General features: G+C 69.8%; 2 protein-coding genes. Both read left to right on the forward strand.

Features of this window, described 5'->3' with window-relative positions:
* Positions 1 to 19 precede the first annotated feature (19 nt).
* Positions 20 to 10,198 (forward strand): non-ribosomal peptide synthetase, encoded by a 10,179-nt coding sequence (locus tag N5C28_RS20040; RefSeq protein WP_279825009.1) that lies wholly within the window; start codon positions 20 to 22, stop codon positions 10,196 to 10,198.
* On the forward strand, positions 10,195 to 14,085 hold the full coding sequence (locus N5C28_RS20045; protein ID WP_279825010.1) for an amino acid adenylation domain-containing protein: 3,891 nt from the start codon (positions 10,195 to 10,197) through the stop codon (positions 14,083 to 14,085). Before N5C28_RS20040 ends, N5C28_RS20045 begins: the two co-directional genes overlap by 4 nt.

Below are 14,085 nucleotides of genomic sequence, written 5' to 3' on the forward strand. Positions count from 1 at the left end.
TACGGACTGGAATCAGCACATGAGCAACATCGAGGACATCTACTCCCTCTCGCCCACCCAGCACGGCCTGCTGTTCCACAGCGTCTACGAGCCCGATTCGCGGGTCTATTACCAGCAACTGAGCCTGGACATCACCGGCCCGCTGGACCCGGCGGCCTTCCGCAGCGCCTGGCGCGCCCTGATGCAGCGCCATGCCGTGCTGCGCACGGCGTTTCTCTGGGAAGACCTGGACGACGCCTACCAGGTGGTGCAGCAGGAGGTGCCGCTGCCCCTGCTCGAACTGGACTGGCGCGAACGCGCCGCCGGAACGGACGAGCTGCTGCAACTGGCCCGCTCCCAGCGTGACGAGGCCCTGGAGCTGAACGAGGCGCCGCTGATGCGCCTGTGCCTGGTGCAGCTGCCCGAGCAGCGCTGGCACCTGGTCTGGACCTTCCACCACATCCTGATGGACGGCTGGAGCGTGGGCATCGCCATCCAGGAATGGCTGGCCCTGTACTACCAGCACCTGCAGGGCCGCCCCGCCGGCCTGACCCCGGCCCGCGGCTACCGCGACTACATCGCCTGGCTGGGCGAGCAGGACCAGGACGCCACCGAGCAGTTCTGGCGTGACCAGCTGCAGGGCTTCAGCGAGCCGACCCCGCTGCCGGATTTCGCCCTGCGCCCCACGGTCAGCTTCGACTACCCCTTCGCCGAGCGCGAAACCCGCCTGGACGCCGCCGAGACCGCGGCGCTGAAACAGTTCGCCCGCAGCCAGCACCTGACCGTCAACACCCTGATCCAGGGCGCCTGGGCGCTGCTGCTCGGCCAGCACGCGGCACGGGACGAGGTGGTCTACGGCGTGACCGTCGCCGGCCGTCCCGATGACCTGGCAGCGGTGGACGGCATGGTCGGGCTGTTCATCAACACCCTGCCGCTGCGTGTGCAGTGGGCCGACAACCCGCTGCTGGGCGACTGGCTGCACGACCTGCAGCAGCGCAACAGCGACCTGCGCCAGCACGCCTACCTGCCCCTGGGCAAACTCAAGCCGTTCACCCAGGTGCCCGCCGACCGGGCGCTGTTCGACTCGATCCTGGTGTTCGAGAACTTCCCGGTGACCGATGCCCTGAACCAGGACGCTGGCGGCCTGAGCTTCGGTGCACCGCCGGACACCCGCCTGGACAATGGCATCAAGCTGACCCAGGGGCGCAACCACTTCCCGTTGTCGCTGATCGTGGTGCCGGGTGAGCGCCTGGAATACCTGTTCAGTTATGAGCGCAGCCGCTTCAGCGACGGCGAAATCGTCCGCCTCTCGGCCCAATTGCGCGACCTGCTGCTGGCCATGGCGGCGCAACCGGATACCCGCCTGCAGGCCCTGGCCTGGGTGGCCGAAGAAGAACGCCAGCAGGTTCAGGCCCATGGCCGTGGCGTGCAACTGGACGTCGCTGCGGACACCCTTCACCAGCGCTTCCAGCGCATGGCCGCCGCGCACCCGGAGCGTATCGCCCTGGAAGACCGCCAGCAGGCGCTGAGTTACCGCGCGCTGGACACGCGGGCCAACCAGTTGAGCCAGCACCTGCGCGAACGGGGCGTCGTTCCCGGTAGCCTGGTGGCCCTGGGGCTGGAGCGCAGCGTCGAATTCGTGGTGGCGCTGTTGGCCACGCTCAAGGCCGGCGCGGCCTACCTGCCGCTGGACCTGAAACAGCCGGCCGGGCGTTTGGCGGACATTCTCACCGGCAGCCAGGCCAACCTGCTGATCGGTGCGTCGCCGTCGCCGCTGCTTGCGCCACTGGTCGAACAGGTGCCCGCGCTGTGGCTGGTCCAGGAGGCCGAGGCCATCGCCGCGCACGCCGGTGATTCGCCCCAGGCTCCCTGCGCCGCCGAGGATGCCGCCTACGTCATCTACACCTCGGGTTCCACCGGCACGCCCAAGGGTGTGGTGGTCGAGCACCAGGCGCTGCTGACCTACCTGGATGCCGTGCAAAGCGTGCTGACCCCGCCCCCGGCGGCGCGTTACGCCCTGCTCTCCACGGTGGCCGCCGACCTGGGCCACACCCAGCTGTTCGGCGCCCTGTGCACCGGCGGCAGCCTGCTGCTGGCGGACGAGGACACCAGCTTCAACCCCCTGGCCCTGGCTGATTTCTTCGGCGCCCACCCGGTGGATGTGCTGAAAATCACTCCGAGCCACCTGGCGGGCCTGCTCCAGGCCCACCCCGACGCCCGGCTGCTGCCCCGCGCGCTGCTGGTGTTCGGCGGCGACGCCCTGAAACCGGCCCTGCTGGAGCAGGTGCGCACGCTCGCGCCCGGTCTCGCGGTGTTCAACCACTACGGCCCCACCGAAGCCACTGTGGGCGCGGTGGCCGCCCGCGTGGGCGAGTGCCCTACGCTGATCCCCCTGGGTCGGCCGCTGCCCAACCGCCAGCTGCGGGTGGTGGATGGCAATGGCCAGGCGACGGCCATCGGCGTGCCGGGTGAACTGCTGATCGGCGGCGCCCTGGCCCGCGGCTACCTGCACCAACCGGAGCTGACCGCCGCCAGCTTCCCCATCGATGAACAGCAACGGCGCTGGTACCGCACCGGCGACCGCGTGCGCTGGCTGGAGGACGGCCAACTGGCCTTCCTCGGCCGCATCGACAGCCAGGTCAAGATCCGTGGCAACCGCCTGGAAACCGGCGAGGTGGAGGCACAGATCAGGCGCCTGTCGCCGCTGATCCAGCAGGTACTGGTGCGGCCGGTCGAGCTGGAAGGCACCCTGCGCCTGGTGGCTTACATCGTCGCCAGCCAGTCGCTGTCACCCAGCAAACTGCGCGACGACCTGGGCATGCGGGTGCCGGACTACATGGTGCCGTCGCACTTCATCACCCTCGACGCCATCCCCCTGACCCGCAACGGCAAGGTCGACGTGCGCCAGCTGCCCCTGCCACGCCAGCAGGCCGAGGATGCGGCCAGCCATGTGGCACCGCGCAACGAGGTGGAATCGATCCTGGCGCGCATCTGGCAGGACGTGCTGAAGGCCGAGCGCATCGGCGTGCACGACAACTTCTTCACCCTCGGCGGCGATTCGATCCTCAACCTGCAGATCATCGCCCGCGCCAACCAACAAGGGCTCAAGCTGACGCCCAAGCAGCTGTTCGAGAACCGCACCATCGCCGACATCGCCCGGGTGCTTGGCGCTGATGCCGGCGCCACGGCGGCCCAGGCCCAGTCCGAGGGGCTGGACATCCCCCTGAGTGCCGGCCAGCACGCGCGGCTGGAACAGGGTGAGCTGAAAGCGTCCTGGCGCTGCCTCAAACTGCAGCGGGCGGTGGAGCCGGCCCTGCTGGCCCAGGCGCTGGCTGCCGTGCAACAGCATCACCAGGCCCTGCGCCTGGCCCTGCAGATCGCCGCGGACGGTCAGTGGCAACAACGGGTACTGGCCACGGCCAAGGCCCCGGCAGTCGACGAACCCGTCAGTGTCAGCCTCGACCCGGCAGCGCTCGACGCCATGGCCAACGCCCGCCTCGCCGGCCTGGACCTGGCGGCCGGCCAATCCCTGCAGGCCAGCCTGCTGAGCGACGCCAGCGGCCACTACCTGTTGCTGACGGCGCACCCGCTGTGCCTGGACGAAGCCTCCTGGCCGCTGCTGCTCACCGACCTCAACCTGGCGCTGTCGCAGCTCGCGTTCCAGCGGCCGTTGCGCCTCACCTACACCGGCGGCGAATTCGCTGCCTGGAGCCAGCACCAGCAGGCCCATGCCGAGGGCGAGCTGGACGAGGCCTGGGAACACTGGCTGCAGTACGCCGGTGTCGACCTGGCGCCGCTGGCGGTGCCGGCCGACGATGGCGTGTCCCTCGAACTGGCGCTGGATCGGCAGACGTCCGCCGCCCTGCAGCGCCTGGTCGACACCCTGCACCTGGACTGGACCACGCTGCTGGCGAATGCCGTGGTGGAACAGCAGCGGCAAGCCGGCAGCGACGGCCTGGTTGCCCTGAGCCTGCTGGCCGGGCGCCCGGACGCCAATCGCCTGCCCCTGGCGGCACCGATTGCCCATGCCGACCTCGACCCGGCGCGCCTGCTCGGCCCGCTGGCCCTGCCGGTGCCGGTGTTCCTGCAGGTGGCGGACGGCAGCGCGGTGCAGCGCCTGAACGCCGTGGCCGCGCAGCTGCGGGCCTACCCGCAACAGGGCGCGGACTACGGCGCCCTGCGCTACCTGTCGAGTAACACCTACCTGCAGGAACCGCTGCGGGAGCTGCCGGCGGCGCCGATCGCCCTTCACTGGCTGGGCGACTGGGATGCGCACCGCGAAGCCCATGCCCTGCTCGATGGCATCCACGGCGCCAGCCTCGAAACGAGCGCAGCGGCCGCCCTCAGCCTGCAGGCACACTGGCAGGACGGGCAACTGAACCTGCGGTGCCACGGCCCCCTGGCCAGCACCTGGGGCCCGCAACTCAGCGAACGCCTGGCCGAACTGGCCAGCCTGGCCGTGGACCCGGCCCTGCGCCCGGCCAGCGAGGCCTTCCCGCTGTGCCATGCCCAGGCCGCCACGCTGTCGTCGGAGCCCCTGGACTGGGCGCGCATCGAAGACATCTACCCGCTGTCGCCGATGCAACAGGGCATGCTGCTGCACACCCTGCTGCAACCCAACAGCGGCATCTACCTGATGCAGCAGCGTTACAGCTGGGACGGCGCCCTGGAGCGGCCGGCCATGGAAAGCGCCTGGCAGGCGTTCCTCGATCGCCACCCGATGCTGCGCACCGGGTTCTGGTGGCAGGAGGACCACGACCCGCTGCAATGCGTGTACCGCGACACGGCCCAGGCCTTCGACTGGTACGACTGGCGCCACCTGAACGCCGAGCAGCAGGAACAGGCGATGGACCAGGTGCTGGCCGCCGAACGCCAGCAGGGCTTCGACATGAGCCGTGCGCCGCTGACCCACCTGCGGGTGTTCCAGCTGGGCGAGCGGCGCTACAGCGTGGTGCGCAGCTTCCACCACATCCTCACCGACGCCTGGTGCTTCGGTCTGCTGATGGAAGACCTGCTGGCCATCTACCAGGCCGTGGCGCGCCAGGAGCCGGTGGCGCGGCCGCGCTTCCGGCCGTTCCGTGGCTACATGAGCTGGCTGACCCGCCAGGACATGCCCAGCGCGCAAACCTTCTGGAGCGCCGAGTTGGCCGGTTTCAGCGAACCGACGCCGCTGCAGGTCGACACCCCGGTCGGCCGCCCGGACCGCGCGCCGGAAGCCGTGGGCGACATCGACCTGACCCTGAGCATTGCCCGCACCCAACGCCTGCAGCAGCTCTGCCAGGAACACCAGTTGACCCCCAACACCTGGATCCAGGGCGCCTGGGCCCTGCTGCTGTCGCGCTACAGCGGCAGCCGCGACGTGCTGTTCGGGGTCACGGTGGCCGGCCGACCCACGGCGCTGGCCGGTGTCGAGGAAATGGTCGGGCTGTTCATCAACAGCCTGCCGCTGCGGGTCGACGTCGACCCCGGGCAGCCGGTGATCGGCTGGTTGCAGGCGCTGCTGTCGCACAACGCCGAGCTGCGTGACCACGAGTTCGCGCCGCTGGTCGACATCCAGCGCTGGAGCGACGTGCCCCGCGGCCGCCAGCTGTTCGACAGCCTGGTGGTGTTCGAGAACGCGCCGCTGGATGTCAGCGCGGTGCGCCTGGACGGTTTCAGCATCGACATCTACGAAGACCGGGTGCACACCAACTTCCCGCTGACCGTGGTGCTGTACCCCGGCGACCGCCTGGGTATCCGCCTGTCCTACGACCAGCAGCGGTTCACCCGGGACACCCTGCAGCGGATGATGGGCCACCTGGTGCAGCTGCTGGAAAGCATGCTGGACCGCCCCGAGGCGCCGCTGGCCAGCCTGGACATGCTGCCGGAACAGGAGCGCCAGTTGCTCCAGCGGGAGTGGAACCGCACCGAGACCCCGTTCCCGCTGGAGCGCGGCTATGCGGCGCTGTTCGCCGAGCAGGTACGGGCCCGTCCGCAGCAGATCGCCGCGGTCTGCGCCGGCGAATCACTCACCTATGCCGAGCTGGATCGCCGCGCCAATTGCGTCGCCCAGGCCCTGCAGAAGGCCGGTGCCGGCCCGGAAACCCTGGTGGCCCTGGCCGCCGAACGAGGCCTGGCGCTGCTGACCCTGCTGATCGGCACCCTCAAGGCCGGTGCGGCGTTCCAGGCTCTGGACATCCAGCACCCGCCGAAACGCCTGGGCGAGCTGCTGTCGCTGAGCGAGGCGCCGGTGCTGCTGGTGTCCGACGAGGCCGCCGGCCTGCTGGACCCGATTCTCTCGACCCTGCAACGCCAGCCCACCTGCCTGCCGGCCCAGGCCCTGTGGCAGAACACCGACAACCCAACGGTGAATTACACCCACGACCCGGACCAGCTGGCCTACGTGATCTTCACCTCGGGCTCCACCGGCACGCCCAAGGGCGCGATGGTCGAGCAGCGCGGCATGCTCAACAACATCTTCGGCAAGGTGCCCACGCTCGGCCTGAACGATGCCGACCGCATCGCCCAGACCGCGTCGCCGGCGTTCGACATCTCGGTGTGGCAGTTCCTCGCCGCGCCGCTGCTCGGCGCCACCGTGCACATCCTGCCGGACGCCGTGGCCCATGACCCGGCCGCCCTGCTCGATGCGCTGCACGCCGATCGCCTGACGGTGCTGGAAACCGTGCCCACGCTGATCCGCGGCCTGCTGCAGGAAAGCCAGGCGCAGCACGACCTGGCCAGCCTGCGCTGGCTGCTGCCCACCGGTGAGGCCCTGCCGCCGGCGGTGGCGCGGGCCTGGTGCGAGCGCTTCCCGGGCATCCCGATGATGAATGCCTACGGCCCGGCGGAGTGTTCCGACGACGTGGCCTTCCACCCCATCACCCGCGCGCCGGACGACGATTGCCTGCACATGCCGATCGGCCGGCCGACCGCCAACAACCAGGTGTTCATCCTCGACGAGGCCCAGCGCCCCGTGCCCATCGGCGTACCGGGCGAGCTGTGCATCGGGGGCGTGGGGGTCGGGCGCGGTTACCTGAAGGACCCCGAACGGACCCGCGAGGCCTTTATCGAGCACCCGTTGGTGCCGGGCGCGCGCTTCTACCGCACCGGCGACATCGGGCGTTTCCGTGCCGACGGCGTGATCGAATACCTGGGCCGCCGCGACCAGCAGGTGAAAATCCGTGGCTACCGCATCGAACTGGGGGAGATCGAGAACCGCCTGATGCAGCACCCGCAGGTAGACAGTGCCGCGGTGCTGGCCCTGCCGGACGCCCGCGGCACCCTGCAACTGGTGGCCTACTGCGTGGCCGAGGGCGACGAGGCGCAGTTACGTGCTGCCCTCACCGAGTACCTGGGCCAGCAACTGGCCAACTACATGGTGCCGGCGCGCTGGGTGCGGCTGCCGCAGCTGCCACTCAATGCCAACGGCAAGGTTGACCGGCGGGCCCTGGCGGCCCTCGGTACGCCGGAAGACGACGAACGTCATCAGGTGGTCGCGCCGCGCACGGCCACGGAACAGGCCCTGGCCGAGCTGTGGAAGGAGATCCTGGGGCTGAGCGAGATCAGCGTGTTCGATGATTTCTTCGCCGCAGGCGGCCATTCGCTGCTCGCCACCCAGGTGATGTCGCGGATTCGCCGGCGCCTGGGCATCGAACTGCCGCTGCGCACGCTGTTCGAGCGCAGCACCCTGGCGCAACTGGCCGAGGCGGTAGACGCCCAGCAGGCCAGCGCGCCGTTCGAGGACATCCCGGTGGTGCCGCGCGAGCAGCTGCTCCCGCTGTCCCACGCCCAGCAGCGCCTGTGGTTCCTCGATCGCCTGGAAGGCGCCAGCGCGGCCTACAACATCTCCTCGGCGGTCAAGCTGACCGGCGAGCTGGATGTCACGGCCCTGCAAACCGCCCTGCAGCGCGTACTGGACCGCCACGAATCCCTGCGCACCCGCTTCAGCGTGGACGGCGAGCAGCCGCACCAGGTGATCGAGGCCTGCTGCCCGCTCAACGTCCAGCTCGCCGACCTCGGCCACCTGGATGGCGAGCGCCAGACCGAGGCCCTGCAACGCCTGATCGACGACGAGGCCGGCCGGCCCTTCGACCTGGAGCTGGCGCCCATGCTGCGCGCCAGCCTGGTGCGCTTGAGCGACCAGCGCCATGTGCTGCAACTGACCCTGCACCACATCGCCACCGACGCCTGGTCCATGGGCATCCTGGTGCAGGAAGTGATCGCCGCCTACCAGGCCTACGCCGCTGGCGAGGCGCCGGCGTTCGCCCCGCTGCCGATCCAGTACGCCGACTATGCCCACTGGCTGCGCAGCGAGCCCCAGCAACGCCAGCTGGCGCAGTCGGTGGATTACTGGCGGCAGCAGCTGCGCGGTGCGCCGATGCTGATCTCGCTGCCACTGGATAAACCGCGCCCCGCCCGGGCCGACTACCAGGGCGCCGCGCTGCAGCAGCGTTTGTCCGCCGAGCAGGCGGGCCAGCTCAAGGCCTACGCCCGACAGCAGCGGGCGACGCTGTTCATGGTCCTGCTCAACGCCTTCAACAGCCTGTTGCAGCGCGCCACCGGCAGCAGCGATTTCATCGTCGGCACCGACCTGGCCAACCGCGAGCACCCGGCCCTGGAAGGGCTGATCGGCTTCTTCGTCAACGTGCTGCCGCTGCGCGCTCGCCTGGACAACGCCGGGGACTTCACCGCCCGCCTGCAACGCCTGCGCGAGGACACGCTGTCGGCCTTCCAGCATCAGCAGGTGCCGTTCGACCGGCTGGTGGAGGAACTGCAGCCGCCGCGCCAGGCCGGGGTCAGCCCGCTGGTCCAGGTGCTGTTCGTCATGCAGAACACCCCGCGGGGCGATGCCACCCTGCCCGGCCTGACCGTGGAAAGCCTGGCGCCGCGCCAGGAGAGCAGCAAGTTCGACCTGGCGGTGTTCGTCGAGGAAGACGATGACCAGTCGCTGAACGTGCGCTGGGTCTACCGCACCAGCCTGTTCGAGCCGGCCACCGTCGAGCACCTCAAGCGGGGCCTGGACAGCCTGCTGGAACAGGTCATCCGCGCCCCGGCGCAGGCACTCGACAGCTGGTCCTGGGCACTGCCCCGCCATTCCGATTCCGAGGTTCCTTCCATGAATGACGTCGCTACCGACGACGAGGCGCTGCGGGCCTCGCGCAAGCAATCGAAACTGAGCAAGCTCAAGCAGACCCGGGCCACCGCCGTGAGCCGGGTGCCGGAGGAACAGGTGCGCACCTCGGTGCTGGCCGCCGACCGGACGCTGCCGCTGGTCATCGAGCCGTTGCTTGGCGAACTGGACCCGGTGCAATGGGCGCTGCAGGCCCGGGGCTGGATCGACACCCAGCTGCGCACCCACGGCGGCCTGCTGTTCCGGGGCTTCGACCTGCCGGACGCGGCGGCCTTCGAGCAGTTCGCCCAGGCCATCGAACCGGCCCTGTATGGCACGTACGGGGACCTGCCGAAGAACACCTCGGGCAAGAACATCTACCACTCCACGCCGTACCCCGAGCAGCACATGATCCTGTTCCACAACGAGAGCTCGCACCTCGCCCAGTGGCCGCGCAAGCAGTGGTTCTACTGCGAGACGCCGTCGCCCAAGGGCGGCTGCACGCCGATCGTCGATTGCCGCGAGGTGCTGGCCCGCCTGCCCCAGGACATCGTCGCCCGCCTGAAAGCCGATGGCCTGCTCTACGTGCGCCATTTCACCGACAAGCTCGACGTGCGCTGGCAGGACTTCTTCAAGACCGAGCAGCGCGACGAGGTCGAGCGCGTCTGCCGCGAATCCGGCATGCGCTGGGAATGGTTCGGCGCCGACAACCTGCGGATCGAGCAGCACTGCCAGGCGATCGTCAGCCACCCGGACACCGGCGAGCTGTCGTTCTTCAACCAGGTGCAGCTGCACCACCCCGCCTGCCTGGAGCCGGAAGTGCGCAGCAACCTGCTCAGCCTGTTCGGTCCGGACGCCCTGCCGCGCTGCGTCTACTACGGCGACGGCAGCGAGATTCCGGACAGCGTCATGGCGGTGATCGGCGAGGTGTATGAAGCCTGTGCGGTGCGCTTCGCCTGGCAGAAACGCGATGTGGTGATGCTCGACAACATGCTGGTGGCCCATGCCCGGGATCCGTTCGAGGGCGAGCGCAAGATCTGCGTGGCCATGGGGCAGATGATGCGCCGCGACGAACTGGCCGAGGCCCGGTCCGTGGCGAGCCGTGACGTGGCCGTGGAGGCACAGCCATGAGTGCGCACGCAGACGCCTTCCAGCTGTCGCCCCAGCAGCGGGTGCGCTGGCTCGCCGGCCTGCCGCCGGCCACCCTGCAGCTGGAGCTGAACGGCCCGCTGGACCTGCCGCGCCTGACCGAGCGCCTGGCGCAGCTGGTGGCCAACCATGAAGCCCTGCGCCTGCGGCCCCGCCCGGAACCCGGCTTGCAGGTGCCGTTGCAGTGGGTCGACGATGCCCGGCCCCTGGCCGAGCGCATTCGTATCGTCGAGGCGCATTCGGCCGAGCACCTGGGCGCGGACGACGGGCAGATCACCCTGGCCGTCGACAGCCTGGACGCGGCGCGGCATCGGCTGCAGCTGCAGTTCCCGGCGCTGGCGGCGGACCGCGGCACCCTGCTGCGCATCGCCCGGGCACTCGGCGCATCGTCGCTGCCGCCGGTGGACGATGGCGCCATGAGTTACACCCAGTACAGCGCCTGGCTCTACGACCTGCAGGGCGACGAAGACGCCGAGTTCGGCCGCCGCTTCTGGGCCAGCCAGGCCTCCTACGAGGCGTCGGGCAACGAACTGCTCTACCGCGAGCGCCGCAGCGCCGAATCGTCTTCTCTCAGCCGCGTGCAGCTGGACGGCGATGCCAGACTCGCAGCCCTGCTGGAGAGCTTCTGCCAGCGACATGGGGCGACCGCCGAGGAGGTACTGCTGGCCGCCTGGTGCGCGCTGTTGCAGCGCCTGAGCACGGACGATGCCGGCGGCCTGAACCTGCACTGGGTCCACGACTGCCGGGACGACTACGAAGAACTGACCGATTGCTGGGGGCTGTTCGCCAAGGCCCTGCCGCTGTCCTGGCAGGCGGCGCTGGAGGCACCGTTCAGCAGCGCGCTGAGCCGGCTGCGCAGTGCCTGTGAGCAGGCCCGGGAATGGCAGGAATACTGCGGCGTGGTCGGCCAGTCGCAGTCGCAGACCCTGCGCTACGGCTTCGAATGGGGCGGCGACATTCCGGCACTGGCTGGTCTGCAGGTGCAGGCGGTCCAGGCCATGCCCCAGGCCTTAGAGCTGCTGCTGGTTCCCGAGTCGACGGCCAGTGGCTACCGGCTGAACCTGGAGCACGACGCCAGCTGCTACAGCCGCCAGGCCGCCCTGACCCTGCTGGAGCAATACCAGTCGCTGCTGCTCGACGCCCTGGCCCACCCAGAGAAAGCGCTTTCGGCCCTCTCCGTCCAGGCGCCGGGCTTCGCCGAACGTCTGGACGCCTTGCAACCCGTGGGCAGCGACGTACCGGCGGCTTTCGTCAGCCTGCCCGACCGCTTCAGCCAGCAGGCCCGTACCTTCGCCACGCAGCCGGCCCTGCGCGACCGCAGCGTGCACCTGAGCTATCAACAGCTGGACGCCCGCAGCAACCGGTTGGCCCAGTACCTGCGCGAACAGGGTCTCGGCCGGGAAGACCGGGTGGCGCTGTTCCTCGAGCGTTCGGCGGAGATGGTCATGGCCATGCTGGCGGTGCTGAAGAGCGGCGCGGCGTTCCTGCCCCTGGATACCCAGCAGCCCGCCCAGCGCACGCTGTCCATCCTGCAGTCCGCCGCACCGGCGCTGATCCTGACCGCGGGCAGCGAGGTGCCGACATTGCCAGGCATGCGCCACCTCGACCTCGCTCAGGCCGACACCTGGCAGCAGTACCCGGATAGCGCCCTGGACAGCGGCATCCGCCCCGAGGACGCGGCCTATGTGCTATTCACCTCTGGTAGCACCGGTACGCCCAAGGGCGTGGTGGTCGAGCATCGGCAACTGGTCAGCTACGTGGGCAGCATTCTCCAGCGCCTGCCCCTGGCGCCGGGCGACCGCAGTGCGGTGGTCACCTCCCTGGCGGCGGACCTGGGCTACACCCTGCTGTTCCCGGCGCTGCTCAGTGGCGGCGAGCTGCACGTGGTGGACAAGAACACCACCATGGACGCCCAGGCCTGGGCCGACTACCAAACCGCGCACGGCATCGACCACCTGAAGATCGTGCCGTCGCTGCTGGATGCCTGGCTGGGGCATGCCGAATCCGGCGGCGCGCTGCCGGCCAAGAGCCTGGTGCTGGGCGGGGAAACCTGCTCGAAACGCCTGCTCGACAGCATTCGTGCCCAGGCGCCGGCGCTGGCGGTGTACAACCATTACGGGCCGACCGAAACCACCATCGGCGTGCTGATGCACCCCCTCGAAGCGGGCGTGGACTACCGGCGCCTGCCGCTCAGCCTGCGTCTGGACGGCGTGCGCGTGTACCTGCTGGACGACCAGGGCCAGCCGGTGGCGCCCGGGCAGAACGGCGAGCTGTACATCGCCGGCCCGCAAGTGGCCCGGGGCTACCTGGACCCGCAACAGGCCCGCGATCGCTTTATCGACAACCCACAGGTGCCGGGTGAACGGGTCTACCGCACCGGCGACCTGGCGCGCTACCGCCCTGACGGCAGCCTGGAGATCACCGGCCGGGCAGACCGCCAGGTGAAGGTCCGGGGTTACCGCGTCGAACTCGACGAAGTGGAAGCGCAACTGGCGCAACTGCCAGGCGTTGCCCAGGCGGCGGTCGAATACGTACCCCGGGGCCTGTTCGCCTTCATCACCCAGGCGCCCGGGCACTCGCTGCGCATCGCCCAGCTCCAGGGGCAGGCCCAGGACCGCCTGCCGGACTACATGCTGCCGACCCTGCGCATCGTCGAGTCGCTGCCGCTGATGGGCAACGGCAAGCTCGACCGCAAGACCCTGCGCCAGTGGGCCGACAAGGTGCTGGACGCGGTTGGCGGCACCCAGCCACGCACCCCGCTGGAAGGCCTGCTGGCCCAGCTCTGGGCCGACGTGCTGGGCCTGGAACGGGTCGGTATCGAGGACGATTTCTTCGCCCTGGGCGGGCATTCGCTGGCGGCGGTGAAGCTGGCCAGCCGCCTGCAGAAAGCCCTGGCCACCAGCGTGTCGGTCAACGCCGTGTTCAGCGCGCCCAGCGTGATGGCCTTCGCCGCCCTGGTGCAGGAACAGATGGCGCTGTCGCCCCTGGTCCGGCTCTCGCCCGCACCTGCCGGCAACGCCGCGCCGGCGCGTCACCTGTTCTGTTTCCACCCCTCCACCGGCCATGTGCAGGATTACCGGACGCTGTTCGAGCCCCTGGGCGACTGGACGCTCTGGGGCCTGCAGGCGGCCTACCTGACCGACAGCCACGCCGCCATCGACGCCCACAGCATCGATTCCCTGGCGACCCTCTACGTCGAGCAACTGCGTCAGCAACAGGCCGACGGCCCCTATCACCTGCTGGGCTGGTCCCTGGGCGGGCTGCTGGCGATCGCCGCAGCGGCCAAGCTGGAACAGGCTGGCCAACAGGTGGCGTTTCTCGGCGTGGTGGACTCCCAGTACCAGCGGGCGTCCGCCGCGCAATCGGTGGCCGCACTGCTGGAATCGGCAGAACAGGCCCTCACCCCGGAAAGCCAGGCCTACTGGCGCCAGTTGCCAACCGACAGCCGCGAATCGCTCCGGCAGCGCCTGGCGGCCTTGCCCGCCGGCGAGCAACTGGGCGAATTGGTGCAGTGGGCGCGCCAGCAAGGCCTGCAACTGGCCGGCGACAGCTGGGAACACCTGGCGATCCGCCTGGGCCACCACGCGCAGACCCAGCACCTGCTGGCGAGCTTCCAGATGCCGGCGCTGCGTTGCCCGGTGCAGGTCTGGTGGGCCAGCGACACCCTGGCCGAAGCGGATTTCGGCGACCCCGACTGGGCGCGCCTGAACCCGGGGGCGGTCAGTCGCCAGGTGATTGAGGCCTCGCACCTGACTATCCTTCAGCAACCGGACTGGCAGCGGCAGTTGTCCACTTGCCTGGACCACCTGCCCCCTGCGACAGTGCCCGCGCACAGCCACCGCCTGCCGGCGACCGACGAGACGGCCTGA

Source organism: Pseudomonas sp. GD03944 (genome assembly GCF_029839275.1).
In the GTDB taxonomy this organism is placed as follows: Bacteria; Pseudomonadota; Gammaproteobacteria; order Pseudomonadales; family Pseudomonadaceae; genus Aquipseudomonas.